23 protein-coding genes are annotated in these 25220 nt (G+C 59.9%); 20 read left to right on the top strand and 3 right to left on the bottom strand.

Annotation, left to right across the window (positions count from 1 at the left end; translation table 11 throughout):
• Window positions 1-256: 256 nt before the first annotated feature.
• The 17 genes from rplU (at window position 257) to ACUN8C_RS13015 (ending at window position 20222) form a co-directional block, all read left to right on the top strand.
• Window positions 257-565: a 50S ribosomal protein L21 gene (gene rplU, locus ACUN8C_RS13095; RefSeq protein WP_445619605.1), complete on the top strand. Its 309-nt coding sequence runs from the start codon at window positions 257-259 to the stop codon at window positions 563-565.
• A 31-nt stretch (window positions 566-596) separates the two neighbouring features.
• Window positions 597-854 carry a 50S ribosomal protein L27 gene (gene rpmA, locus ACUN8C_RS13090; RefSeq protein ID WP_108841926.1) on the top strand — a complete coding sequence of 86 codons (258 nt, stop codon included), beginning with the start codon at window positions 597-599 and terminating at the stop codon, window positions 852-854.
• A gap of 195 nt (window positions 855-1049) precedes the next feature.
• Window positions 1050-2258, top strand: coding sequence for an Obg family GTPase CgtA (gene cgtA / locus ACUN8C_RS13085; RefSeq protein ID WP_108841927.1), 1209 nt, complete (start codon window positions 1050-1052; stop codon window positions 2256-2258).
• A gap of 36 nt (window positions 2259-2294) precedes the next feature.
• Window positions 2295-3443 (top strand): glutamate 5-kinase, encoded by a 1149-nt coding sequence (gene proB, locus ACUN8C_RS13080; RefSeq protein ID WP_445619604.1) that lies wholly within the window; start codon window positions 2295-2297, stop codon window positions 3441-3443.
• A gap of 118 nt (window positions 3444-3561) precedes the next feature.
• Entirely contained in the window at window positions 3562-3828 is a 267-nt protein-coding gene (gene rpsT / locus ACUN8C_RS13075; protein ID WP_108841928.1) for a 30S ribosomal protein S20, read from the top strand.
• Window positions 3829-4017: 189 nt separating this feature from the next.
• On the top strand, window positions 4018-5532 hold the full coding sequence (gene murJ / locus ACUN8C_RS13070; RefSeq protein WP_445621868.1) for a murein biosynthesis integral membrane protein MurJ: 1515 nt from the start codon (window positions 4018-4020) through the stop codon (window positions 5530-5532).
• A gap of 64 nt (window positions 5533-5596) precedes the next feature.
• Window positions 5597-6658, top strand: a complete 1062-nt coding sequence (ribF, locus tag ACUN8C_RS13065) for a bifunctional riboflavin kinase/FAD synthetase (RefSeq protein ID WP_445619603.1) — start codon at window positions 5597-5599, stop codon at window positions 6656-6658.
• A 17-nt stretch (window positions 6659-6675) separates the two neighbouring features.
• Window positions 6676-9510 (top strand): isoleucine--tRNA ligase, encoded by a 2835-nt coding sequence (ileS, locus tag ACUN8C_RS13060; protein ID WP_445619602.1) that lies wholly within the window; start codon window positions 6676-6678, stop codon window positions 9508-9510.
• Window positions 9503-10030 (top strand): signal peptidase II, encoded by a 528-nt coding sequence (gene lspA / locus ACUN8C_RS13055; RefSeq protein WP_445619601.1) that lies wholly within the window; start codon window positions 9503-9505, stop codon window positions 10028-10030. Before ileS ends, lspA begins: the two co-directional genes overlap by 8 nt.
• Window positions 10020-10505: an FKBP-type peptidyl-prolyl cis-trans isomerase gene (gene fkpB / locus ACUN8C_RS13050; RefSeq protein WP_445619600.1), complete on the top strand. Its 486-nt coding sequence runs from the start codon at window positions 10020-10022 to the stop codon at window positions 10503-10505. The genes lspA and fkpB overlap by 11 nt, the downstream gene beginning before the upstream one ends.
• A 96-nt stretch (window positions 10506-10601) precedes the next feature.
• Window positions 10602-11555: a 4-hydroxy-3-methylbut-2-enyl diphosphate reductase gene (gene ispH, locus ACUN8C_RS13045; RefSeq protein ID WP_445619599.1), complete on the top strand. Its 954-nt coding sequence runs from the start codon at window positions 10602-10604 to the stop codon at window positions 11553-11555.
• A gap of 19 nt (window positions 11556-11574) precedes the next feature.
• Window positions 11575-12048 carry a sterol desaturase family protein gene (locus tag ACUN8C_RS13040; RefSeq protein WP_445619598.1) on the top strand — a complete coding sequence of 158 codons (474 nt, stop codon included), beginning with the start codon at window positions 11575-11577 and terminating at the stop codon, window positions 12046-12048.
• Between the two features lie 106 nt (window positions 12049-12154).
• Window positions 12155-12730, top strand: a complete 576-nt coding sequence (gene pilV / locus ACUN8C_RS13035) for a type IV pilus modification protein PilV (protein WP_445619597.1) — start codon at window positions 12155-12157, stop codon at window positions 12728-12730.
• Entirely contained in the window at window positions 12730-13644 is a 915-nt protein-coding gene (locus ACUN8C_RS13030) for a PilW family protein (protein WP_445619596.1), read from the top strand. Before pilV ends, ACUN8C_RS13030 begins: the two co-directional genes overlap by 1 nt.
• A complete protein-coding gene (locus tag ACUN8C_RS13025) occupies window positions 13634-14131 on the top strand; it encodes a pilus assembly PilX family protein (RefSeq protein ID WP_445619595.1) in 498 nt (165 codons plus the stop codon). Before ACUN8C_RS13030 ends, ACUN8C_RS13025 begins: the two co-directional genes overlap by 11 nt.
• Window positions 14131-17166, top strand: coding sequence for a PilC/PilY family type IV pilus protein (locus ACUN8C_RS13020; protein WP_445619594.1), 3036 nt, complete (start codon window positions 14131-14133; stop codon window positions 17164-17166). Before ACUN8C_RS13025 ends, ACUN8C_RS13020 begins: the two co-directional genes overlap by 1 nt.
• A gap of 83 nt (window positions 17167-17249) precedes the next feature.
• Window positions 17250-20222, top strand: a complete 2973-nt coding sequence (locus ACUN8C_RS13015; RefSeq protein WP_445619593.1) for an EAL domain-containing protein — start codon at window positions 17250-17252, stop codon at window positions 20220-20222.
• An 11-nt stretch (window positions 20223-20233) separates the two neighbouring features.
• Here the strand turns inward: ACUN8C_RS13015 and ACUN8C_RS13010 are convergent, their stop codons facing one another.
• Window positions 20234-20674, bottom strand: a complete 441-nt coding sequence (locus tag ACUN8C_RS13010; protein ID WP_445619592.1) for a GspH/FimT family pseudopilin — start codon at window positions 20672-20674, stop codon at window positions 20234-20236.
• 168 nt (window positions 20675-20842) lie between these two features.
• Between ACUN8C_RS13010 and thiO the strand changes: the two genes are divergently transcribed.
• Window positions 20843-21940: a glycine oxidase ThiO gene (gene thiO, locus ACUN8C_RS13005; protein ID WP_445619591.1), complete on the top strand. Its 1098-nt coding sequence runs from the start codon at window positions 20843-20845 to the stop codon at window positions 21938-21940.
• Here thiO and ACUN8C_RS13000 read toward each other — a convergent pair.
• Window positions 21932-22216 carry a PP0621 family protein gene (locus tag ACUN8C_RS13000; RefSeq protein ID WP_445619590.1) on the bottom strand — a complete coding sequence of 95 codons (285 nt, stop codon included), beginning with the start codon at window positions 22214-22216 and terminating at the stop codon, window positions 21932-21934. The genes thiO and ACUN8C_RS13000 overlap by 9 nt on opposite strands.
• 214 nt (window positions 22217-22430) lie before the next feature.
• Complete coding sequence (locus ACUN8C_RS12995; protein ID WP_445619589.1) at window positions 22431-23237, bottom strand: outer membrane protein assembly factor BamD; 807 nt, start codon at window positions 23235-23237, stop codon at window positions 22431-22433.
• Between the two features lie 204 nt (window positions 23238-23441).
• Here ACUN8C_RS12995 and rluD point away from each other — a divergent pair, with 204 nt between their 5' ends.
• Both rluD and pgeF read left to right on the top strand, forming a co-directional pair.
• The gene (gene rluD / locus ACUN8C_RS12990; protein ID WP_445619588.1) at window positions 23442-24401 is read left to right on the top strand and encodes a 23S rRNA pseudouridine(1911/1915/1917) synthase RluD; all 960 of its coding nucleotides are present in this window, start codon (window positions 23442-23444) and stop codon (window positions 24399-24401) included.
• Complete coding sequence (gene pgeF / locus ACUN8C_RS12985; RefSeq protein WP_445619587.1) at window positions 24398-25153, top strand: peptidoglycan editing factor PgeF; 756 nt, start codon at window positions 24398-24400, stop codon at window positions 25151-25153. Before rluD ends, pgeF begins: the two co-directional genes overlap by 4 nt.
• Window positions 25154-25220 lie beyond the last annotated feature (67 nt).

Here is a 25220-nt window from a genome sequence, read left to right as displayed (position 1 = left end):
TTGCCGGGCAGTCTTCTCGAAGGCCCTTTGGGCGTCGAAGCGACATGAATGCCCGGTATGCTAGGTAACCCCTTCATGGGCGTCAAGATGCATCATGGCGGGCCTTGAGTTGCCTCGCGCGGGCGGTTATAATTCGCGCCCTTATCTCATCGTGCTCCCTGTAAGATGGCTCGGCCGTCCTTGTTAAAGACGGGTTCGGGGCCACTTGCCACAGGTCGATGAAGCAGCCAACCGGATGAGTCAATTGGAGAATTCCATGTACGCAGTAATCAAGAGCGGCGGCAAGCAGTATCGCGTCCAGGAAGGCCAGCGTATCAAGCTGGAAAAGCTGGATGCGGCCACTGGTGACAGCATCGATTTCGATCAGGTGCTGATGATCGGCGGTGACGATGTCAAGATCGGTGCACCGCTGGTGTCGGGCGCTGTTGTCAAGGCAGAGGTCGTCTCTCACGGCCGCGGCGAGAAGGTTCATATCCTCAAGTTCCGTCGCCGCAAGCACAGCATGAAGCGTCAGGGCCACCGTCAGTGGTACACTGAAGTCAAAATCACCGGGATTACTGCGTAAGCATTTTCCGCATTTTCAGGAGGTCATACTCATGGCTCACAAGAAGGCCGCAGGTAGTACACGTAACGGTCGCGATTCCGAGTCCAAACGTCTCGGCGTCAAGCTCTTCGGTGGTCAGGAAGCCTCTGCCGGCAGCATCATCGTTCGCCAGCGTGGCACTCGTTTCCACGCCGGTGAAGGCGTCGGCGTCGGTCGTGACTTCACTCTGTTCGCACTGCGCGACGGTCATGTGAAGTTCGAGACCAAGGGTCCGAAAAAGCGCAAGCACGTCAGCATCGTCTCCGCCTGAGACTGCTGATTGCTCAAAAGCCCCGCTCAGGCGGGGCTTTTTTTTATCATGTGGGTTCGTCAACACGACAGGCCCATGGGCTCTCGGGCCGTACCCGGCGTAATATAACCGCCACGGTATGAGTGCATACGACAGTCCTTTATTTTTCGATCATGGTTTTTGTATACAGGGCGACGAGTCGCCGGGAGTAGTGGCATGCAGTTCGTCGATGAAGCCTCGATCACGGTGGAAGCCGGTAATGGTGGCAGTGGCTGCGTCAGCTTTCGCCGCGAAAAGTACGTGCCGCGCGGTGGGCCGGACGGTGGTGATGGTGGTCACGGCGGCAGTGTCATCCTGGTCGGTGATGAGTCGCTCAATACGCTGATCGACTTCAAGTTTCAGCGTTTTCACAAGGCCCCCAACGGGCAGCCTGGCCGTGGCAGTCAGATGAACGGCCGCAAGGGAGAAGATCTGATCGTGCAGGTGCCGGTGGGCACTACCATCATCGATGTTGAAACCCTTGAGGTGATCGGTGATATCACGGCCGTGGGTCAGGAGCTCAAGGTGGCGCAGGGTGGCCGCCGAGGGCTGGGCAATGTGCACTTCAAGTCCTCGACCAACCGTACCCCGCGTCAGAGCGTACCGTCAGGTGAGGGCGAGCGTCGTGAGCTGCGTCTCGAGCTCAAGCTGATGGCCGATGTTGGCCTGCTGGGCATGCCCAATGCCGGCAAGTCGACACTGATCCGCTCCGTATCGGCGGCGCGTCCCAAGGTGGCGGACTACCCGTTCACGACGCTGGTGCCCAACCTGGGCGTCGTCAAGCTGGGGCTCCAGGAACACTTTGTCATGGCCGATGTGCCGGGGCTGATCGAGGGCGCCGCCGACGGCGCGGGCCTGGGGCTTCGCTTTCTCAAGCACCTGACCCGCACGCGCCTTCTGCTGCATGTCATCGATGTGGCGCCCTTTGATGAAAGTGATCCGGTCGAATCGGCTGAAAAGATCATTCACGAGCTTGAACAGTATTCTCCGACGCTGGCCGAAAGCCCGCGCTGGCTGGTGCTCAACAAGTGTGATCTGGTCGATGAGGATACCCGCGAAGCGATGCTTGAGCGGATTGTCGAGCGTCTGAACTGGGACGGCCCGATCTTTCGTATTTCTGCCATTGCCGGGCAGGGTACCGATGCTCTGGTACAGGCCGTGCATCGCTGGCTGGTCGAGCAGCGCCAGCTCGAGCAGGAAGATGAAGGTTATGCCGGGCGCATGCGCGCCATTCGCGAGCGCATGGAAGCGGAGGCCGTGGCCCGTACCGAAGCACGCATGGCCTTCATGGCCGGCCGTCAGCGTCGTGATGTCGACAGCGGTGATGGTGATGACGATGATTTCGACGATGATGATTTTGACGTCGAAGTGGAATATCAGCCCTGATGCCTGCCGGGCATGACGCCGGAGCTGGAGAGTGCGATGACAGAACAGGTCGTAGAGGGTAGTCGCAGTCAGGTCACGCGACTGCGTCGTGTGGTGGTCAAGATCGGCAGCGCGCTGTTGACCAACGATGGTCGCGGGCTGGATGAAGCGGCCATCGGGGGCTGGGTGGATCAGCTTGCCGAGCTGCATCGACGCGGCGTTGAAGTGGTACTGGTGTCTTCCGGTGCCGTGGCCGAAGGCATGGTCCGTCTGGGCTGGCAGGTCCGCCCCAGCGCGCTTCATGATCTGCAGGCCGCTGCCGCCGTCGGGCAGACCGGACTGGTGCGCAGCTATGAAGACCACTTTGCCCGCTTTGACATTCGCACTGCGCAGATTCTGTTGACCCATGATGATCTGTCCAATCGCAAGCGCTATCTCAATGCGCGCTCGGCCCTGCGTACCCTGATTGATCTGGGCGTGGTGGCCATCGTCAACGAAAACGACACGGTCGTGACCGACGAGATTCGCTTTGGCGACAACGACACGCTGGGCGCGCTGGTGGTCAATCTGCTGGAAGCCGATGCCCTGATCATACTGACCGACCAGGAGGGTCTTTATAATGCCGACCCTCGAAAGGATGCCGATGCGCAGTTGATCAGCGAGGGCAAGGCCGATGATCCGCGCTGGGTGGCCGTGGCCGGTGATGGTGGCAAGCTGGGTCGGGGCGGCATGGCCACCAAGATTCGTGCCGCCAGACTGGCTGCGCGTTCCGGAGCATTGACGCTGATTGCCAGCGGTCGCCAGCCTAGGATACTGTCGCGTCTGCTGGATGGTGAGGATGTCGGCACCCTGCTGGTGCCCGAACATGCGCCGATGACGGCACGCAAGCGCTGGCTGGCCGGGCAGCTGCAGGTGCGTGGCACGCTGACGCTGGATCAGGGCGCCGTGGCACGCGTCTGCCAGCGTGGCTCAAGCCTTCTGCCGGTGGGCGTCACGGCCGTGGACGGGAATTTCCGTCGCGGCGACATGGTGCTGTGTGTGGATGGTGACGGCGAGCCGATTGCCAAGGGGCTGGCCAATTACGATGCTCAGGATACCGGGCGAATACTGGGCGTGCCGACCCACGACATTGTGGCGCATCTGGGCTACATCGAGGCCCCCGAGCTCATTCATCGTGACAACATGGTGATCCTTCACGACCCCTGACACAGGGGCTGGTATTGCTTCGAGGGCGCTGATAGAATGCCGCCTCTCTTGTGAAGGTGCCCGCCCAAGAGGCACTTTTATCAAAATTTATCAACGTCAACACTCCAGGGAGTAGACGATGGCCAATACCCGTCAGGCTCGTAAGCGCGCCGTCCAGTCCGAGCGCCGCCGCCAGAAAAATGCCAGCCAGCGTTCCATGGTTCGCACGCACATCAAGCGTGTTATCAAGGCAATCAACAGCGGTGATCACAGTGTCGCCATGGCCGAGTTCCGCGTTGCACAGCGCGTTATCGACCGCATTGCCGACAAGCATGCCTATGACAAGAACCGCGCCGCTCGTACCAAGAGCCGTCTGAACGCGCGTATCAAGGCGCTGGCTGCCTGATAACAGGGAAACGCCCTGTTGTAGACAGCAGTACCTGCAAAAAACCGGCTTCGGCCGGTTTTTTGCGTATCCGGGCAATGCCGAGATGAAAGACAGGGAGCATCATGTGGCCCTTTTCAGGTGGGGAGATCATATCTCGTGAGTGCTGAAGTGAGCGGAGCAAAGGGCGCCGGGCTGTTGCGTTCGGGGATGGTGGTAGGCGTCATGACAATGCTGTCACGGGTGCTGGGTCTGGTGCGTGATGTAGTCGTGGCCACGTTGTTTGGTGCCGGCAGTGGTGCTGACGCCTTCTTTATCGCTTTCAGGATTCCCAACTTCCTGCGTCGCCTGTTTGCAGAGGGCGCCTTCAATCAGGCCTTCGTGCCGGTATTGTCGGAGTATGCCTCCCAGCGCGAGCGTCAGGAGGTCAGAGAGCTTCTGGATGCCACGGCCGGGACGCTTGCCGTGGTCCTGCTGGGCATTACGGTGCTGGCAGTGCTGTGTTCTCCATGGCTGGTCTGGGTCTTTGCGCCCGGGTTCCATGATGATGGCCATGGCAAGCTGGCGCTGACGGCCGAGATGTTGCGCCTGACCTTTCCCTATCTGCTGCTGATTTCGCTCACCGCCTTTTCGGGCAGTGTCCTCAACAGCTACGGCCGCTTTGCCGTGCCGGCCTTTACCCCCGTGCTTCTGAACCTGTCGATGATCGGGGCGGGGCTGTGGCTGGCGCCACTGCTGGATGTCCCGGTCATGGCGCTGGCCTGGGGCGTGTTGATTGCAGGCATTGCGCAGCTGCTGTTTCAGATTCCCTTTTTGCTGCGGCTGGGGCTGCTGCCGCGCCTGCGGCCCAACTTCCGCCATACCGGCGTTCGTCGCATCCTGCGCCTGATGGGCCCTGCCATGTTCGGGGTGTCGGTATCGCAGATCAATCTGCTGCTTGATACCGTGCTGGCATCAATACTGGTGGGCGGCAGCGTCTCCTGGCTTTACTACTCCGACCGACTGGTGGAGCTGCCGCTGGGCGTGTTTGGCATTGCGATCGGCACCGTGATTTTGCCGGCCCTGTCACGTCAGCATGCCAGTGATGATCCCACGCATTTTGCCCGCATGATCGACTGGGGCATTCGAGCCGTGCTGCTGATCGGACTGCCGGCGGCGCTGGCGCTGATCGTGCTGGCCGAGCCGCTGCTGATTACGCTCTTTCACTATGGGGCGATGACCGATCACGATATCGTCATGGCCTCGCGCAGTCTGCGCGCCTACGCGCTGGGCCTGGTCGCCTTCATGCTGATCAAGGTGCTGGCGCCCGGCTACTACGCGCGTCAGGACACCAAAACGCCGGTCAGGATCGGGATCATTGCCATGGTGGCCAACATGGCTTTCAATCTGATTTTGATGTGGCCGCTGGCGCATGCAGGGCTTGCGCTGGCCACGGCAATATCGGCCTGGCTCAATGCTGTCCTGCTGGGGCGTGGTCTTCTACAGCGCGATGTGCTGAAGTTTCAGCCCGGCTGGGGGCGACTGTCCCTGCAGCTGCTGGTCGGCTGTGTGCTGCTCACCGGCGGGCTCTGGTGGTTGACGCCCGACTGGCAGCAATGGCTGGCGTGGGGGATCGAGCAGCGTCTTGCGGTACTGCTGGGCCTGATCGTCGGGGCCCTGGCGGTCTACTTTGCCTGGCTCGGTCTTGCCGGAGTCCGCGTGCGCCATTTCAAACTGCGCGGCTGATGCCTGTCCGTTGGGCGTGTACAGCGCTATAATCGAAGGTTTATCACGGCGGGCAGCAGTGGGCATGGAACTGATCAGAGGTTTACATAATCTACGCCCCCGGCACCGGGGCAGTGTTGTCACCATCGGCAACTTCGATGGGGTCCATCGTGGTCATCAGGCCATTCTGGATCAGTTGAAGGCACATGCCCGGGCGCATGACCTGCCGGCCGTGGTCGTGGTGTTCGAGCCTCAGCCGCGCGAGTATTTTTCCGGTGATCAGGCGCCGCCCCGGCTGACCCGCCTAAGTGACAAGGTGCGTCTGCTGGGTCAGTACGGCGCCGATCGGGTGCTGTGCCTGCCCTTTAATTGCCGCCTGCGTGAACTGTCGGCTCGCGAGTTCGTGGACCGTGTGCTGATCCAGGGGCTGGGTGTTCGCCATCTGGTGGTGGGGGATGATTTTCGCTTTGGCTGCGATCGTGCCGGAGATTTTGATCTGCTCAAGACACTTGGCGAGCAGGCCGGTTTTTCGGTTGAGCACACGCGCACCTTTCAGATTGGAGGGGAGCGGGTGTCGAGCACCCGCGTGCGTACCCTGCTGGCGTCGGGCAATTTCGAGCAGGCCGAGCAGCTTCTGGGGCGCCCCTTCAGTCTGGAAGGCCGGGTGGTCAAGGACCGTCAGCTGGGGCGTACCATTGGCGTCCCCACGGCCAATCTGCCCATGCTGCCGGGCCCGCTGATCCTGCGCGGCGTCATGGCCGCCATGACCCGGCTCGAGGATGGACGTGAGGTGCCCGGGGTGCTCAATATCGGCTGGCGACCCACGGTCGGGGCGGATCGACCGGTTCTTGAAGTGCATCTTTTCGATCTTGATGAGTCCCTTTACGGACAGCGCCTGATCGTCATGCCCTGCGCCAGACTGCGGGGCGAAGAGACCTTCGCTTCCATCGATGAACTCAAGCGCCGCATTCATCTGGATATCGATCAGGCGCGCAACTATTTCAAGCAGTACGATTTCCGGCAGCACGCTTCTGACGCCGCGGGTACCTCGCCCGACGCAGAAGGGGTGGATGCATCATTGCCTTCCTGCCGCTATCCCATGGCCTCGGCGCCACTGGCGGCGGAACGCAGCAAACATGAACAGTGACGGCTGACCATCAGGTTATGAGCGACTACAAGCATACGTTGAATCTGCCCCATACCGATTTCCCCATGCGTGGCATGCTGCCCAAGCAGGAGCCGGGCCGGGTTTCGCAGTGGCAGGACATGAATCTGTACCAGCGCCTGCGTGAAGCGCGCGCCGGTGCCCCCCTGTTCGTGCTGCATGATGGCCCTCCCTATGCCAACGGCAGCATCCATATCGGGCATGCGCTCAACAAGATCCTGAAGGACATCATCGTCAAGTCGAAGAACCTGGCAGGCTTCGATGCGCCTTATGTGCCGGGCTGGGACTGTCACGGGTTGCCCATTGAGCACAAGGTGGAAACCACGCATGGCAAGCACATGGCGCCCGAGAAGGCGCGGGCGCTTTGTCGCGAATATGCGAGCGCCCAGGTCGAAACCCAGCTGGCCGATTTTGTTCGTCTGGGCGTGATTGGTGACTGGGATCATCCCTATCGCACCATGGATTATGTCAATGAAGCCGGCGAGATTCGGGCGCTGGCTGACATGGTCGAGAAAGGGTTTGTCTTCAAGGGGCTCAAGCCGGTCAACTGGTGTTTTGACTGTGGCTCGGCACTGGCCGAGGCTGAAGTGGAATATCAGGACAAGAAGTCCGATGCCATTGATGTGGCCTTTCCGGTGCAGGATGCCGATAAGCTGGCCAAAGCCTTTGGCCTTGAAGCGCTGGCAAGGCCGGCTGCCGCGGTGATCTGGACGACCACGCCCTGGACCATTCCCGCCAACCAGGCGCTCAACGTGCATCCGGACTTCACCTATGCGCTGATCGATACCGGCGAGCGGTTACTGGTGATGGCTGAAGAGCTGGTCGAGAGCTCTCTGGAGCGCTTTGGCCTGAGCGGTGACGTGATCGCCACGACCGCGGGCAAGTCGCTTGAGCTGATCAACTTCCGTCACCCCTTTTATGATCGTCTGTCGCCGGTCTATCTGGCCGACTACGTCGAGTCCGAGATCGGCAGCACGGGTATCGTGCACTCGGCCCCGTCCTACGGCGTGGATGACTTCAACACCTGCCGCGCCCATGGCATGAGCTTTGACGAGATGCGGGGCCCGGTGCAGGGCAACGGTGTCTATGTCGACGACCTGCCGTTTTTTGGCGGCCAGATGATCTGGAAAGCCAACCCGAACATCATCGAAAAGCTCGGCGAAGTCGACGCGTTGATGGCGCACAAGCCCATCACGCACAGCTACATGCACTGCTGGCGCCACAAGTCCCCGGTGATCTATCGCGCCACGGCGCAGTGGTTCGTGGGCATGGATATCCAGGGTCGGGAGGGCAAAACGCTTCGCGAGCTTGCCCTTGAGAGCATCGAGGCAACCCGGTTCACGCCGACCTGGGGCAAGGCGCGTCTGCACAGCATGATCGCCAATCGTCCGGACTGGTGTATTTCGCGTCAGCGTAACTGGGGCGTGCCGATTCCGTTCTTTTTGCACAAGCAGACCGGTGAGCTGCATCCGCGCACTGTCGAGCTCATGGAAGAAGTGGCCCAGCGCGTCGAGAAAGAGGGCATTGATGCCTGGTTCCGTCTCGACCCGACTGAGCTTCTTGGCAGTGAGGCCAATGAGTTTGAGAAGGTGATGGATACGCTGGATGTCTGGTTTGACTCCGGTACCACCCATCGTCATGTGCTGCGCGGCTCGCATCCCCAGGGGCATGACAGCGGGCCGCTGGCCGATCTGTATCTTGAAGGGTCGGATCAGCACCGCGGCTGGTTCCACTCATCACTTCTGACCGGCGCGGCCATCGACGGCCATGCGCCTTATCGTCAGCTGCTGACCCACGGCTTCACGGTGGACGCTCAGGGGCGCAAGCAGTCGAAATCGCTGGGCAACGTGGTGGCACCGCAGACGGTCATGGACAAGCTCGGCGCCGACATTCTGCGCCTGTGGGTGGCCTCGACCGACTACTCGGGCGAGATGGCGGTGTCTGACGAGATCCTCAAGCGCACCGCCGATGTGTACCGTCGCATTCGCAATACCTCGCGCTTTTTGCTGAGTAACCTCAACGGCTTTGACCCGAAGCGCGATATGGTGGCGTTTGACGACATGATTGCGCTGGACCGCTGGGTCATTGATCGCGCAGTGCTTTTGCAGGCGCGCATCGAAAAGGCCTTCGAGGAGTATCGCTTCCGCGACGTCTACCAGCAGGTGCACGATTTCTGCGCCCGCGACCTGGGCGGTTTCTATCTGGACATCATCAAGGATCGCCAGTACACCACCCAGCCTGATTCGCTGGCACGTCGCAGCTGCCAGAGTGCGCTCTATCACGTGATCGAGGCACTGTCGCGCTGGATCGCGCCGATCCTCTCGTTTACGGCCGAGGAGATCTTTGAGCATATTCCCGGCGAGCATGGCGACAGCGTACTGCTGGAGACCTGGTATGAAGGTCTGGTCACGCTACCGGAAGACGCCGACATGGGGCGTGCATTCTGGGATCGTGTGATCGAGGTCAAGCAGGCGGTCAACAAGCAGCTCGAAGACGCTCGCAACGAGGGCATCATCAAGGGGGCGCTGGACAGTGAAGTGACCCTGTATGTGGATGATGAGCTGCATGCGCTGCTGTCACGTTTCGAAGATGAGCTGCGCTTTGTGCTGATCACCTCCGAGGCCACGCTGGCGCCCCTGTCGGCGGGCAGCGATGCACGTACGACCGAGCTTGATGGTCTGAAAGTCGCCATTCGCCTGAGCGAGTTCGAAAAGGATGAGCGCAGCTGGGAGCGCCGGGCCGACGTGGGTGCCAATCCGGATTATCCGACGCTGTCGGCGCGCTCGATTGCCAATCTGCCGGATGGCCCCGGTGAGGTGCGTCGTTATGCCTAAGGGGCAATACGCGCATGCGCGCTATACGCTGCGCTGGTGGTGGCTGTCGCTGGCTGTCATCGTTCTGGATCTGGGCGCCAAGGCGTGGGCAAGCATGTCGCTTGCCTACGCGCGCCCGGTTGAAGTCCTGCCGTTTTTCAATTTGACGCTTTTGCACAATACCGGCGCGGCCTTCAGCTTTCTTTCGGAGCATGCCGGCTGGCAGCGCTGGCTTTTTGCGCTGATCGCTGTCGGCGCCGTGATTGCGTTGAGTATCTGGCTGGCCCGGCTTGAGCGCCATGACCGACTCAATCAGGTGTCGATCTCGCTGATTATCGGTGGCGCCATCGGCAATCTTTTTGATCGTGTGGTTCACGGTTACGTGGTGGATTTCCTATCCTTTCACTGGCAGGGCTGGTACTACCCGGCCTTTAATCTGGCGGATACGGCCATCACGCTGGGAGCCGTGGGCATTATCATCGGCTCGTTCAAGCGTGACAAAAAAGACACTTCATCAGCGGAGCGTCATCATGAAGGATAAGTCTGCAGGGCGGGGCGACAGCGACGCAGCGCTGGTCGCCGATGACAACATGACGATCGCCATCCATTTTACCCTGCGGCTGGAAGATGGCACCGAGGTGGATACCACTCGTGGCAAGCGTCAGGCCGAGTTTGTTTTCGGCGACGGCAATCTGCCCCCCGGGTTTGAAAAGCCGATCCGGGGCATGCGAGTGGGGGAAACCCGCACAAGCGATGTGGCGCCGGAACACGCCTTTGGCCCCTGGAATCCTCAGAACGTGCAGATGCTCAAGCGTTCAGACTTCGAGGATCAGGAGGCGCTGGAGGAAGGTGTGGTCATGTCCTTTGCCGACCCGACCGGTGGGGGCGAGCTGCCCGGGGTCATCAAGTCGGTGGACGAGCGTCAGGTCGAAGTGGATTTCAACCATCCGCTGGCTGGACGTACGCTGACCTTTGACGTCGAAGTCCTCGATATCACGCCCGCCACGACCCACTGACAGTATTTCATGATGGGGTCAGCGACCCCATCGCCGTTCGCCCATCAGAGCCTTGATGTGCGACACTGACACCATTATTCAATAGCGAGGTGGCCCATGCAGATCAGGCTGGCCAATCCACGTGGTTTCTGTGCAGGCGTCGATCGCGCCATCGATATCGTCAATCGGGCGCTCGACGTGTTCGGTGCACCGATTTATGTTCGCCATGAAGTGGTTCATAACCGCTACGTGGTGGAGACGCTGCGCGAGCGCGGCGCCATCTTTGTCGAGGAGCTTGATGCCATCCCCGACGACAATATCGTCATCTTCTCGGCGCATGGCGTGTCACGTGCCGTGCAGCAGGAGGCCGAGCGCCGCGGTCTGCGGATCTTTGATGCCACCTGTCCGCTGGTGACCAAGGTCCATATGGAAGTGCTGCGCTACGCCAGACGCGGCCATGAGTGCATTTTGATCGGCCACGCCGGGCATCCGGAAGTCGAAGGCACCATGGGGCGTTATGACGAAAGCTACGGCGGCGCCATCTATCTGGTCGAAGATGAGGCGGATGCCCGGGCGCTGAAGGTCAAAAACCCCGAAAATCTGTCCTTTGTGACCCAGACGACGCTGTCGATGGATGATACTTCAAAGGTCATCGATGCTCTGAAGGAAACCTTCCCGGCCATTCAGGGGCCGCGCAAGGATGACATTTGCTACGCCACTCAGAATCGTCAGGACGCCGTGCGCGAGCTGGCCGAGCAGTGTGACGTTCTGCTGGTCGTCGGCAGTGCCAACAGCTCGAATTCCAATCGCCTGGCCGAACTGGCCGAGCGCATGGGGACACCGGCATGGTTGATCGATGACGCTCGGTCGATGCAGGGCGAGTGGTTTGAAAACTGTCAAATCGTGGGCGTGACCGCCGGGGCCAGTGCGCCCGAGGTGCTGGTCAGAGGCGTGATTGATCGCCTCAAGGAGCTGGGCGGTCAGGAGCCCGAAGAGCTTGCCGGGCGCGAAGAGACCATTACCTTCTCCATGCCGAAGGAGCTGCGCGAGAAGGTGATCGTCAGCGCCTGACATCCACTGGGAGGCCTGTATGGGAGATCTGCTGCTCTGGGTGATGCTGTTTGTGCTGGCGTTTGCCGGCATGGAGTTCGTGGCCTGGTTTACGCATCGCTATATCATGCACGGCTTTCTGTGGTGCTGGCATCGCTCACACCACAGCGAACGCCATGGGCTTTTTGAGCTTAACGATCTGTTTGCGGTCTTTTTTGCATTGCCCTCGGTAGTACTGATCTACAACGGGCTCAATGGCCATGCCTTCCAGCTGGCGCTGGGGCTGGGCATTGCCGCCTACGGACTGGTCTATTTCATGTTTCATGATGGGCTGGTGCATCGGCGCTTCCCGGTGCCGTTCAGTCGTCGGCAGCACTTCTGGAAAAAGCGTATTCAGGCCCACCGCATGCATCACGCCGTGGAGACGAAGGAAGGTGCCGTCTCCTTTGGTTTTTTGATCACCAAACCCGTTGAGCGCCTCAAGCGTGAACTGGCCACCCGGCGTCGGCCCTGAGATCTCCGCTTCCGCCTGCTTCAATCCTCCCTGAAGCAGGCATCTCTCTTCTCAAGTTATGACACGATCATGCCGATAGGAGCGCTGTTCAGCGCCCGGATTCGACATGATGTCTCACACGTGTGTGCCCGCCCAGCGCGGCTTTTCCCTGTTGGAAGTCCTGGTCGCCATGGTGGTGCTGAGTCTTGGCGCCATGGGCGTCATGGGCCTTGTGTTGCACGCCCAGCAGGCCAACGAACAGGCCCTGCAGCGTGGCCGCGCCACGCTGCTGGTCAATGACATGCTGGAGCGGCTGCGCGCCAATGCTACCCGTGAGGCGATGGCCGTCTACAACGTCGGGGAGCGCGCCAATGCTCCCATCGGTGATCAACAGCAGCAGGGCGGTAGTGATTGCCGGCAGATGAACTGCGACAGTCAGGCACTGGCACGTTTTGATCTCGCCGACTGGGAGCATCAGCTCATGCAGGCGCAGGGTGAGCACCGCCGCCTTGATGGTCTGCCGCAGGCCCATGCCTGCATCAGTGTCACGACGCAGGCGCAGCGATTTGATGCCACTGTCACGCTGGCCTGGTATGGTACCGGCATGGGGCATCATGGCGATGGGATCTGTGGCAGTGCCAACATTACCAGCGCCCGTCAGAGTGTCACCGCCAGCAGCCGTTACTCCCCGGGCCGCGGCTGATGACATTCGCCTCTCCATCTGCGCATGCCCAGCGAGGCGTCACCCTGCTTGAAATGATGATCGCCATGGCGCTGGGACTGATGGTGCTCTCTGCCGTGATCGTGCTCTACATGCAGACCGCGCGCACCTTTCAACAGCAGCATGCCATGGCCGACCTGCAGGTCAGAGGACGCATGGCCACGCAGCTGCTGGGCGAGGAACTGCGCCGCACCGGGTTCTGGGGTGAGATCATGTCGCCGCAGCGTGATGACAAGTGCAGCGATATAAGTCACTTCACCGAGATTGCCTGTGCCCTGCCGGTCTGGGGCGGCGAGGTCACTCAGGCCAAAACGCTGGGTCTTGTGCCGCAAAGCGCTGTGACCCTCAATAGCAGCGCTTCACGCCCCTCCGCCGTTGTAGCGATCCGCTACGCCGATCATGGCAACGGCAGTTGCCTGACGCTCGATCCCCTGCGACACCTCACACTTGATCAGCCCTGTCAGGGCAACTGGCACTATCACGCCGGGATCTATTACCTGCGTATGGTCGATGACGTGTATAGCGGAGAAAGCGTGCCGGCCCTCTACGTCTATCGACGCAGCGCGTCGGGAAATTACACCAGCAGCGAAATCGTGCGCCATGTTGAAGCCCTTGAGGTGGAGTGGGGCCGTGATGATAGCGGGGATGGCAGTGCCAACCGCTTCTACAGCACCACCGATGTGGCTCAGTGGAAGCCCGGGGACTGGGACCGCGTGGTCGCCGCGCGGATTTACATGGTCATGCGCAGCGAGAAAATGGCGCAGACAATGCCGGCACGCGAGTTTCTGGTGGCCGGGCGCGCCATTACCTTTGGGCCCGACCACTATCAGCGGCGTCTTTTTGTGACCACGGCCACGCTGCGCAATGGCCGTCTCAGGGGGGCGTATGGTCTCTGATCACCGCCAGGGCGGCTTTACGCTGGTCATCGGTCTGATTCTACTGGCGGCCATGACGGTACTGGCCGTCTCACTGGCTCAGCGCGGTCTGCTGGATACCCGGCTGGCGCATTACGCCGAGACGGGCGTGCAGCGCTTTCAACAGCAGGATGGGGAGATCGAAACGCAGCTGGCACGTCTTGAAACGCTCATGCCGGCCTATCTGGCAACGCCCTGTAGCCACCGTGTGGCGGCGCCGGAAGCCGATACACAGTGGAGCGTGCAGCGACTGTGTCTTGATGATAACCAGGTGGGGCTTTCAAGCGCCGTTCGTGAACAGCTCGAACGGCGCTATGCCACCAGCCTTGCCGCCCCCGGCAACCAGGCGCTGAAACACTATGGCTATTTCAATCTGCGCGTCGTGCCGGAAGATTTTGATGCTTCCCGGGACCAGGATCGAGGGATCTATCAGGGTGTGGTGACCTTGAGCACGGGAGGCGCACCATAATGGAGATCTGTTCGTACAAACGCTGGCAACAGCGGCTGATGTTCGTCGTGCTGATGACCTGTCTGGCTGTCTCGCAGGTTGCGCGTGCCGATGACGTGGACATTTATCTGCCGGCCTATCAGGCGAGTGGCGGCGGCGGACAGCCGCAGGTCATGCTGATCATCGATACCTCGGCGAGCATGAAGGAAATGGTGGGTAGCAGCCGCCAGTCCCGTCTGCAGGTGACAAAGGACATTGTCAGTGGACTGGTCAGCAAGCATCCCGGTATTAACTTCTCCCTGAGTGTCTTCAACGATAATCGTGCGCAAATCCAGTGCAACTGGTTTGGCACCAACTGCCAGGTTCTGGAGCTTTATAACGGTGGTCGTGTTGTTCAGTCCTTTACCAATACACCCCGCCAGAGTGGCAGCGAGCGCCTGTCGCTTTTAAACACTATCAATGCCCTGCAGGCCAATACTTCCACCCCTTTATGCGAGACCATGGCCGAGGTCTATCGCTATATTCAGGGGCAGCCAACGACATATGGCAAGGACAGTGGCGGTGTAGAACCCTTGCGCGATCGCAAGGCTGAAGAGAGCAACGGCAATTACCGCCGTCCGCTGCGCGCCTGTGAAAATGTCTATGTCATTTATATGACCGATGGCATTCCGCAATGGGATACCAGTGCCAATGCCGCCATACACACACTGACCGGCAAGAGCTGCGGTATTTATGACGCTGTGGATCCGCTGGACTCGACACGGGTATCGCGGCAGGAAAACTGTCTGCCTCAATTGACACGCTTCATGGCCGAGAAGGATCTGGCTGCCAATTTACCCGGCACGCAGCACGCCTATACCTTTACCATCGGCTTTACCACCCAGCAACGGCTTCTCGAGGACGCGGCTCAACCGCCGCCGAGCATTTCGCAGGGGTATTATGAAGCCAACGATCGTGATGGCCTGGATCTGGCCTTCAGTCGAATCCTTGGCAGCATCATTGAAAACGAGATTCAGACCCAGCGGTTCACCATGGCGACCAACATCGAGGGGACCGAAAATCTGGGACTGGTCTATTCTCCCGGTTTTCTGCCGCGCGGCTACGTCCCCTGGACCGGTAACCTGAAAAAGTTTGCCGTGGACACCCGTCAGCCGGCCAACCCGGTTAAAAGGGATCTCTGGAGTCACGGGATTACCGAAATTGCCGCGCCGGACAGCGTGGAGCAAGGGGGCGCCGGCGCACGCATTCGAGAGCAGGTCGTGACCGGTAGAACGCTTTATACCGATGTTGGCAAAAAGGCCCTTTTCGGCTCCCTGGCAAGGCCCAATACGCAAAAAAGTCTTGATGCTGATGGCATCGATCAGCGGGCCCTGGCGGTACTCGGGCAGGCCGGCTATACCCCGCGGCAGTTGGCGGACTGGGTGTACGGGCTGGATGTCACCAATGACAGCGAGACGAATATCAGACCGTGGGTAATGGGGGATATCGTTCACTCGCAGCCGCTGGCCATCAATTATGGCTGCGCCGATACGGCCTCTGATTGCCCGACCGATAAACAGCGCATCCGTATCTTTGCCGGCACCAACGAGGGGCTGCTCCACGCGATAGACGACGCCAACGGGAGTGAACGCTGGGCCTTCTGGCCGCGTGAATCGGCGAGTATGGCCGTGTATCGAATGCTCAATACTCGCCCCGAATATCCGTGGCCGGATACCAATGGCGGTCAACAATATTTTTCCCAGTCGACCCATTACGGTGTGGATGGTTCCCCGGGAGCCTGGCTTGACTACGATGCAACGCTGGATTCAGCGGGCAAGCGTCATGTGACGCTTGAAAATGCAGTACTGGCGTTCGGATTTGGTCGCGGCGGTCGTGGTTATTACGGCTTGGACGTGATTGAGCCGGATGCGCCGAAAATGGCCTGGCATACCGTGGCGCCTGACTGGGGACAGAGCTGGTCCACGCCGGTGGCGGTCACACTGGCAGATGGTCGCGCCGTATTTCTGGTCGGCATGGGCTACGACATCACGGCGGGTAGTCAGGCCAGCCCCGGTACGGCCCGTCTTGGCGCAGGCATGGCGGTCATCGATGCCCGAAAGGGAACCATTATCGCCTCGCTCAAGGGGCCGGCGGATAGTGTGCCGGCCACCATCACCCCGGTGGATCGAGACTTCGATGGGGCGGTGGATGGCGCGTTTTTTGGCGATACCGGAGGCAGTATCTGGTTCGCCGACCTGCAATTGGGCGATAACGGCAGGGGCGGAAAAAGAACAGCGGCAGACTGGCAGCTTCACCAGGTGGCTGCTCTGGGTCGTCATGATCAGGACGACGTCGATCGGGGTTTTTTCAATCGGGCCAATCTCGTGCGCACCTATCTGGATCAAAAGCCCGTCGATCTTTTGATGCTGGGCAGCGGCGACCGTGCCAACCCGCTTCGCCGTGGTAGCCGGGACGCTTTTTATATTATTGACGTCAGTCGATGGCTTGGTGGTTCCCTTGAGACCAGCACACCCGGCATACTCAACAATAATGATCTAATTGAAGCCTTGGCGCAGGTCTCTACCTACACGCTTCGTGCCCCGGTCGACCAGCAGGGGTATCTGAACATGAAAGCCTTTCGAGGCTGGCGGCTGATGCTGCCTGTCGGGGAAAAGGTGTTATCAGATGCTTCCACGATCGCCGGTAATACGCTTTTTACGACCTACCAGCCCGAAGTGCCTGCCGACATGTGCATGGCTGCGCGCGGTACTTCGCAACTCTATGGTTTTTCCCTGCCGGTCTGGCATGACAATGGGCATCGACATGAACAGCAGGCTGCCACGATCAAAAGTACCGATATGGGGAGCTACCTGCAGGAAACGCCCGCCTTTTTGATAGAGGGACTGCGCACTCGCGTTCTGGACAGCGAAAGAGCCCGTTTGGTCGCAGAGGTGTTGGAAGACGCCAGAGGCGCATCGACCAATGGCGACGAGAATGGCTGCGGTCAGTATGATGCCGAGGACGGTGCCTTTCGTGAATGCCTGGTCACTTCACCACTATGGTGGTATCAGCAGTAACCGTGGTGCATACCGTGTACACGACAAGAGCGCATCAGGCAGTCGCATAACAATGGCCCCGAAGGGCAGGGTGCAGGGAACAGATGCTGGGAATCTACGAGCAGATCTTTGGGAATAGCGATCACCGGCGCCTTGCTCGCTGGCAACGACTCATGCTGTTCATGCTGGCCTATTTCATGCTCGCGCTGGGGGCGATGACGCTTTCCAACGCTGACGAGACCGTGGTCGCGCCATGGATGGCAGGGCCTCTGGCCATCGGTGCGTTGTTGCGTCTGCACCCGCGGGACTGGATTATCCCGATGATCGGTATTGCGCTGGCTGACCTGCTGGCCCATTACCTTTGCCACGCCCCTCACGGTGTCCCCCGCTATACCGTCATCAATGTCATCGAAATTCTGGTGGGCGCTTTCTGGCTTCGCTGGCAGTTCAAGGGGACGCTTGTTACGAGCACTGTCGCTTCATTTTTGCGTGTCCTGCTGATCGGTGCTTTTTTAATTCCGCTGGCTGGCTCCCTGCTGCTGGCATTGACCGAGCCCCGTCATGATTCGGGACTTTTCCAGCTATGGTGGAGCCATTATCTCGCGGGTTGTCTCGGGATGCTTGTGATGCTGCCAGTGGCTCTCAAAAGCTCTATTGGTCGTTGGCGGGTGCTGTTGTCTTCAAGCATCTTGACTGCGTTTAATGCCGCGCTGCTTTTGACCGTATTGTTGAATGCGATCATTGTCCTGTTTTTCCCTGATGAAGTGGTCTGGAGCATTGTGGCGCTGCTGCTTGGGGCGCTGCTGTTCGATTTTTTTCGAAGCACTCTGCTTAATGCCGTGAGCGTCAGCTCTCTGGTGGCGCTGGTTTATTTCTACCAGCAAAACGGCGCCGTCCACATTGGGATGTTTCATTACATCACCATCGTTTTGACAGTGCTGCCGGCGCTTTTGCTCGCCATGGCGTTACAGGATTTTCGTCGGGAGCAGGCGCAGTTGTTGCAAAGCGAGCAGCGCTGGAAGTCTGCTCTGGAGGGCAGCGGTCAGGGCGTCTGGGAAATTGATCTGGTTCGCCGTCGAATCAGCGCTTCTCTGGAGGCGCATCGCCTGCTCGGCGAAGGGGATTACGCGGACTGTTCCATGGAGCGCTGGCGTGAGAAAACCCACCCTGACGATGTGGCACATGTCGAGCAGGCCCTTGCCGCGCATGTGGCAGGTCAGACACCGCTGTATGTGGCGGAGTATCGCGTGCGTCAGAACGACGGCAGCTATCGCTGGTATCAGTCACGCGGCAAGGTCATGCAGTTTGATGAGTATGACCGCCCGCTGCAGATGGTCGGTACACTGATCGATATCCATGCTGCCCGTCAGGCGGAACTCGAGCGTGAACGGCTGGCCCGCGATCTGCAGGAAGAAAAGGAACGTCTGCAGGTCACGCTCGATTCAATCGGTGACGGTGTCATTGCCACCGACATGGCCGGCAGCGTCGTTTTCATGAATCCCGTTGCAGAAGAGATCACCGGCTGGCACTTCTCGCAGGCCAGGCAGTGCCCGCTCCACGAAGTGTTACATCTGCACGGGGCGGACATGGCGCCGCAGTCGCTGGAATTGATCAATACCTGCCTGTCGCGCAATGAAGTCTGCATGACCGGTGACGATGCGATCCTGATCAACAAGGAGCACAAGGTTCGCGAAGTAAAGGCGACGGTCGCGCCGGTGCGGGCGGCCGGCGGTAGCGCCATGGGTGTCATCGTGGTTTTTCAGGACCTGTCCCGCGCGCGCGAACTCCAGCGTCGTCTGACCTTTACCGACAGCCATGATGCGCTGACCGGACTCTACAATCGCCGGCGCTTCGAGCAGGCCGTTGAAGATGCCATCGGTCAGGAGGCGTCGACGCCGGCCATTCTGGTCATTCTGAATCTGGACCATTTCAGGGTGATCAATGATTCGGCAGGTCATCTGGCGGGCGATGCGCTACTGATCGAAATCGCTCGCCTGATCGAGCAGCATCTCGGTGACCAGGATGTGCTGGCCAGACTGGGCGGGGATGAGTTCGCGCTGTTGCTCCATGGGCGCGATCTCGAGGCCTCATCGTCATGGGTAGACACCGTAATCGAGGCCATCAGCGCTCTGCGGTTTTTTTGGGATGGCCGGACTCATGAAGTGAGTGTCAGTGCCGGGTTGATACCGGTGGACAGTCATGCCGAAAGCTTTGGTGTCCTGCTGGGCCGGGTTAATGTGGCCTGTTACACCTCAAAACAATATGGTCGCAATCGGGCCACCATCTATCATCCGGGCCAGCAGGATATTGAACAATACCATCGCGATATTTTCATGGCGGCAGGACTGCGTGAGGCGATCGAAAATGATCGCTTCATGCTGTTTTGTCAGCGAATCGTGCCCCTGCAGGCCGAGGGCAGCGACTATCTGGAAGTACTGGTCAGAATGCTGGGTCGAGAAGGCGAAGTGGTGGCCCCGGGGGCCTTTATTCCGGTGGCCGAGCGATATGGCATCATGGCGGCCGTGGATCGCTGGGTCATCGAGCGTGCACTGGTACATGATGGTGAGCGATTAAAGCAGGTGCTCAATGGCCGCTCGCTGAGCATCAATCTGTCGGCCAATTCTCTGAACGACTCGGCGTTTCTGCCCTGGCTACAGGGCATTTTGTCCATTTCTCCGCTCTCGCCTCAAGCGCTGATATTTGAGATCACGGAAACGGCGCTCATGAACCATCTTGACCTGGCGCGTGACGTCATTGATGCGTTACGCAAGGCGGGGTGTCGTGTGGCGCTCGATGATTTTGGCAGCGGATTGAGCTCCTTTGGTTACCTGCGCAACTTTGTGGTCGATATCATCAAGATCGATGGCGGCTTCATCCGTCACGTCAATGACAATGCTCTTGATCAGGTGATCGTTGATGCCATCAATCAGATTGCCCAGCGCCTGGGGGCGCTGACCGTGGCCGAGTTTATCGAGGATGGTGCCAGTGCAGAGAGACTCGTCAAAATGGGTATCAATTATGGTCAGGGCTATTATTTGCACCGCCCGATGCCACTCGATGGACTCTGGCTCCAATAGCGGCCGGAGCTCTAGTGCCTGATCTGGCAGTCATCTTCGGAGTCTGTGGTCTCAAAGCGCATGCGGCCCAGTCGATTAACGATCAGCCGCCGCGCCTTGTGGGCATGGCAAAGATAAAACGTGCCGTTGAGAATACTGCTCGAAAGTCTTGGGTGAAAAACGAGCGCCCTGGACAGTCCTTTCCAGCGCAGCGTGACAGGGTCGTGTTTTCTGGTGCGATAATGAACATGGCCTTCGGCATCCAGCACCAGCAGATATGTCCATTGGCCATCACAGCGCTGGCCATCGTGGCTGCCACATAGTGTCCATGGTCTGCCATGATTCAGACTGGCCATTTGCGCCTGTTGCATCAGTCCCTGTACATCGCGCATCTGGGCATCCAGCAGGTTTCCGGCATGCCACTGTTGCATGGAAGGAATGCCCCAGCCGATCATCAGCGCCATCAAGGCCATGGTGACAACAGCGTCCAGTAAGGTGACTCCCCGCTGAGCCCGCAAAACATTACCCCTTTTGATAGACCAGTATGGTTTAACGGCAGATGGGATACGTTTTTTAGATTTTTATAATAAATTGTTTGTGCAGGGTAACCTGCTCATGACACACACAGGGATGAGGGACGTGTGAACGCAAGCGATGTGATCGTGGTCGGCGGCGGCATCAATGGAATGATGAGTGCCCTCAAGCTGATACAGCAAGGCTTTCGTGTCACGCTCGTGGAGCGTGGACAGTGTGCGCGGGAAGCGTCCTGGGCGGGCGGCGGCATATTGATACCGCTGTATCCCTGGCGCTACCGCGACCCCATCGCGCGTCTTGATGTGCTGGCAGCATCACAGTGGCGTGAGCTTGCCAGCCTGCTGGCGGATGCGACCGGCATTGACCCGCAATATACGGCCCATGGCGTCATGCATGTTCGGGTCGGGGATGCCGAAAGGGCCCGGATGTGGTCGGGGCGTCATCATGATCTGCTTGCCTCCGTCTCATCGCCCGAGGCGTACAGCCTTTTGGGTCGTCAGGTCACCCCATCCCTTGAGCCCGCTTTCTGGATGGCCGGACGCGGCAGTATTCGCACGCCGCGGCTGGGTCAGGCGCTGCGACAGTGGCTGCTGAATCATCCGCGTGCCACGCTTGTTGAGCACTTTGAAGTCACCTCCCTGTTGACGACCGGGGAGCGGGTCGAGGGCGTGGAAGGGCCGCAGGGTCGACATCTGGCACCAAGGGTTGTCATGGCCGGCGGCCCCTGGACTCGACAGCTGATGGCGCGTCATGTCCGGCTGCCCATTACGCCGGTGCGAGGGCAGATGCTGTTGTTCAATGCCGCACGGCCGCTGCTTCAGGCCGTCATGCTGATGAACGGTTTTTATCTGATCCCCCGACGCGATCATCAGATCCTGGCCGGCAGTACCTTTGAAAACGCAGGCTTTGATCGCGCCACGACCGTTGAGGGGTATACGCGCATCCATGCCATGGCGCTCGAGATGTTGCCGGCGCTAAAGGAGGTTGAGGTGACCCACCACTGGGCCGGACTGCGACCGGGCTCGCCGGACAGCATTCCTTTTGTTGGCGCTGTGGGTGGTATTGAAGGGCTTTATGTCAACGCCGGACATGGCGGCAACGGCGTGGTGCTTTCCCCGGCCACGGCAGATCTTGTCTGCGCGCACATTGCGGGTACGCCATTACCAGTGGATCCTGAGCCTTATTCCCCGCCTTGCTCAGGGTGAGCGTCGCCGCGGCCGGGGGCCGTTGCTGATAAACCGTGCCTGATGGTCCTGACAGCAAAACCAGTGTTTCTCGCCCGGCAGATGGCGCGATAGTTCGTTGGTGTGAGGATCTTCCAGCGCATCATGGCGCGCCACATGAACATGGCAATAGGCGCAGCGTACCATCGCCTCCCCCGAGGCCGGTGTCGGCGGGTGCGGTTTGCGCTGACGCTTCAGGCGTCGATAGAAAAGCCATCCCAGCCAGAGCAGGGCAGCCACAATGATCAGTCGGGCCATGACAGGGTTCGGACTCCTGAAAGAAGTGAAGGCAGGCGGCAATCAAGAGATACCTGACCGGGTGAGGCCGCCATCGTCACGCCATGACACCGTCACCATCATGGTTGTGTAGTGTAAAAGAGTATCGTGTGGGCGCCAACGTTGGGTCCGGCCGAATACCAGAGCGCCCCGCTGAAGGGCGGGGCGCTCTGAGGGTCAAGATGCAGGTGACCGATCAGTGGTCTTCAAGGCTCAGCGAGCCGTTCAGGTAGCGCGGTTTGAAGGTATTGCCATTGAGGCGTGCATTGTCAGGGTCGTTATGAATCAGCTCTGCCAGTGCCTGACGAGCTTCCTTTTTCATGTCCAGGCCCATGTAGCCCTCTACCATGACAGCCAGCGCGTCACGTGTGGCAGGGGTCTGCGGATAGTGTTCCAGTACCCAGCGCCCTCGATTGACGGCAGCCAGGTAGGCCTGCTTGCGCAGGTAGAAATCACCGATCTGAAGCTCGTGGCGTGCCAGAACGTTGCGCAAAAAGATGATGCGCTGACGGGCATCCGGAGCGTAGGCACTGTCCGGGAAGCGGCGGACCACCTCACCGAAATCAACATAGGCATCACGCGTGGCACCCAGATCGCGCTTGGAAATGTCGATCAGATCCAGGCTTTCCAGACTGAAACGACCCGATTCCCATGCCGCCATGCCACGCATGTAATAGGCATAGTCCACCTGAGGGTGGTCGGGATGCAGCCGAATGAAGCGGCTGGCCGCCGCACGTGAGGCTTCCCAGTTGCCGACCTGATAATAGCCGTAAATCAGCTCCAGCTGTGCCTGCTGCGCGTATTCGCCAAACGGGTAGCGGTTATCCAGCGTTTCAAGCTGAGTGACGGCAGCAGAGTAGCGGCCATTGTCGAGCGAGCTCTGAATGTTTTGGTAGAGCTGCTGTTCGGTAAGCTCTTTATCCTGCTCCTGGCTCTGGCTGCTGGCGCAACCGGCCAGCATGACGGCAGCCAGCGCAAGGGCGCTCAGGGAAATGGCGCGCATTGTCGTCCTCGTCTCAAACAAACCGTGGCGGCATGATAGAATCCGCCCAACAGCTACTGAATGAAGTGTGTGGGGCCTACTATACGGACCGGCAGCGCATTACGCGAATGACGCGCTGCCTGTTCCCGGTACCAATGACCCCGCACTATAAAGCATTGTAAAGCCGCGGCGAAATGCCCGGCCCATGCTCCTGCAGAGAATTGCATGTCACAGACCATCGAACAAACACACATTGTCCCCGACGCCATGACCGGTCTGCGACTGGATCAGGCGGCCGCAGAGCTCTTTGACGAGTTTTCCCGCGAACGCCTCAAAACCTGGATCAAGGAGGGCGTCCTGACCGTGGATGGGCAACAGATGCGCCCGCGTGCACCGGTCATGGCAGGTGCCACGCTGGTACTCAATGCCGTCCTGGAAGAAAACCCGGTCTGGGAAGCCGAAGCGATCGCGCTGGACATCGTGCATGAAGATGACGACGTGCTGGTGCTCAACAAGCCGGTCGGACTGGTGGTGCATCCGGCAGCGGGCAACTACAGCGGCACGCTGCTCAATGCGCTGCTGCATCATGCCCCGGAGCTTGCGACCCTGCCGCGCGCCGGTATCGTCCATCGTCTGGACAAGGACACCAGCGGATTAATGGTAGTGGCCAAAACGCTGGCCGCGCAGACATCTCTGGTCGAGCAGCTGCAGGCGCGTCGGGTCAAGCGTGAATACGACGCCATCGTGATCGGTGCCATGATCGCCGGGGGCAAGGTGGATGCCCCCATCGGTCGGCACCCGGCGGATCGCAAGCGTCAGGCCGTGGTGGCCAACGGCGGCAAGCCGGCAGTGACCCACTACCGGGTCGTCGAACGCTTTCGCGGTCATACCCATGTTCGCTGCCGTCTGGAAACCGGGCGTACCCACCAGATCCGTGTGCACATGGCGCATCAGCGGTTTCCGCTGGTAGGTGACCCGGTCTATGGTGGCCGCCTCAAGCTGCCTGCCGGGGCAGGTGAGGTGCTCAAGGAGACGCTGCGTCACTTCTCGCGACAGGCCCTGCACGCGCGTCGGCTTGCCTTTACGCACCCGACGAGCCACGAGACTGTCGAGTTCGGCGTGGAATTGCCGGATGACATGTTCATGCTGCTCGATATTCTGCGCGAGGATCAGGCACAGACATGAATCAGGACAGTCGCGATCAGCCCACGCTTATCGTGCCGGACTGGGTAGCACCGGGTTCGGTCGGCGCGTTTGTCACTACCCGTGAAACGGGCCCCAGTCAGGGCCCCTATGCCGCCTTCAATGCAGCTTCTCATGTGGGAGATGACCCTGAGACAGTGGCCTGGTTGCGTCAGTTGCTGGGCGCAAGAATCGGGGATCACCGTCCCTTGCTGTGGCTGGATCAGGTCCACGGCGCGCGGGTTCAGCAGTCCTTTCAAACGCCTCCGCCGCAGGCCGATGCCGCGATCGCACGTGATCAGCAGTATGCCTGCGTGATTCAGACTGCCGACTGTCTGCCGGTGCTGTTCTGTGATCGCCGCGGTACTCGAGTGGCGGCCGCTCATGCCGGCTGGCGCGGTCTGGCTGGTGGTGTGCTGGAGGCCACCATGGCCGCCCTTGGCTGTGCCCCCGAGGAGGTCATGGTCTGGCTCGGCCCTGCCATTTCCAACATGCAGTATGAAGTTGGGCGCGAAGTGCATGACGCCTTCGTCAATGTGCATCCCGAGGCTTCCAGCGCTTTCGAGGCAAGCCCCTATCGGCTGGGGCACTTCATGTGTGACCTCTATCGCCTGGCGCGCCTGCGTCTGGAGGCATTGGGCGTCACCGATATCAGCGGCGGCCATTTCTGTACGGCTTCCGATTCGCGCTTTTATTCCCATCGTCGCGACAACGGCCTGACCGGTCGCATGAGCAGCATTATCTGGCTTCGCTAGGGCGCTGTTGGCGCTCCGGCAAGCCTGTTTTGAATTTAACATAATATTTTTACTGACCCTGCTTGAA

Source organism: Kushneria sp. Sum13, assembly GCF_052692355.1.
This window is presented reverse-complemented; position numbering and strand designations above follow the sequence as displayed.

Coding starts and splice junctions, on each gene's coding strand:
- rplU (WP_445619605.1), top strand. CDS start 257: ATGTACGCAGTAATCAAGAGCGGCGGCAAGCAGTATCGCGTCCAGGAA.
- rpmA (WP_108841926.1), top strand. CDS start 597: ATGGCTCACAAGAAGGCCGCAGGTAGTACACGTAACGGTCGCGATTCC.
- cgtA (WP_108841927.1), top strand. CDS start 1,050: ATGCAGTTCGTCGATGAAGCCTCGATCACGGTGGAAGCCGGTAATGGT.
- proB (WP_445619604.1), top strand. CDS start 2,295: ATGACAGAACAGGTCGTAGAGGGTAGTCGCAGTCAGGTCACGCGACTG.
- rpsT (WP_108841928.1), top strand. CDS start 3,562: ATGGCCAATACCCGTCAGGCTCGTAAGCGCGCCGTCCAGTCCGAGCGC.
- murJ (WP_445621868.1), top strand. CDS start 4,018: ATGGTGGTAGGCGTCATGACAATGCTGTCACGGGTGCTGGGTCTGGTG.
- ribF (WP_445619603.1), top strand. CDS start 5,597: ATGGAACTGATCAGAGGTTTACATAATCTACGCCCCCGGCACCGGGGC.
- ileS (WP_445619602.1), top strand. CDS start 6,676: ATGAGCGACTACAAGCATACGTTGAATCTGCCCCATACCGATTTCCCC.
- lspA (WP_445619601.1), top strand. CDS start 9,503: ATGCCTAAGGGGCAATACGCGCATGCGCGCTATACGCTGCGCTGGTGG.
- fkpB (WP_445619600.1), top strand. CDS start 10,020: ATGAAGGATAAGTCTGCAGGGCGGGGCGACAGCGACGCAGCGCTGGTC.
- ispH (WP_445619599.1), top strand. CDS start 10,602: ATGCAGATCAGGCTGGCCAATCCACGTGGTTTCTGTGCAGGCGTCGAT.
- ACUN8C_RS13040 (WP_445619598.1), top strand. CDS start 11,575: ATGGGAGATCTGCTGCTCTGGGTGATGCTGTTTGTGCTGGCGTTTGCC.
- pilV (WP_445619597.1), top strand. CDS start 12,155: ATGATGTCTCACACGTGTGTGCCCGCCCAGCGCGGCTTTTCCCTGTTG.
- ACUN8C_RS13030 (WP_445619596.1), top strand. CDS start 12,730: ATGACATTCGCCTCTCCATCTGCGCATGCCCAGCGAGGCGTCACCCTG.
- ACUN8C_RS13025 (WP_445619595.1), top strand. CDS start 13,634: ATGGTCTCTGATCACCGCCAGGGCGGCTTTACGCTGGTCATCGGTCTG.
- ACUN8C_RS13020 (WP_445619594.1), top strand. CDS start 14,131: ATGGAGATCTGTTCGTACAAACGCTGGCAACAGCGGCTGATGTTCGTC.
- ACUN8C_RS13015 (WP_445619593.1), top strand. CDS start 17,250: ATGCTGGGAATCTACGAGCAGATCTTTGGGAATAGCGATCACCGGCGC.
- ACUN8C_RS13010 (WP_445619592.1), bottom strand. CDS start 20,674: ATGGCCTTGATGGCGCTGATGATCGGCTGGGGCATTCCTTCCATGCAA.
- ACUN8C_RS13000 (WP_445619590.1), bottom strand. CDS start 22,216: ATGGCCCGACTGATCATTGTGGCTGCCCTGCTCTGGCTGGGATGGCTT.
- ACUN8C_RS12995 (WP_445619589.1), bottom strand. CDS start 23,237: ATGCGCGCCATTTCCCTGAGCGCCCTTGCGCTGGCTGCCGTCATGCTG.
- rluD (WP_445619588.1), top strand. CDS start 23,442: ATGTCACAGACCATCGAACAAACACACATTGTCCCCGACGCCATGACC.
- pgeF (WP_445619587.1), top strand. CDS start 24,398: ATGAATCAGGACAGTCGCGATCAGCCCACGCTTATCGTGCCGGACTGG.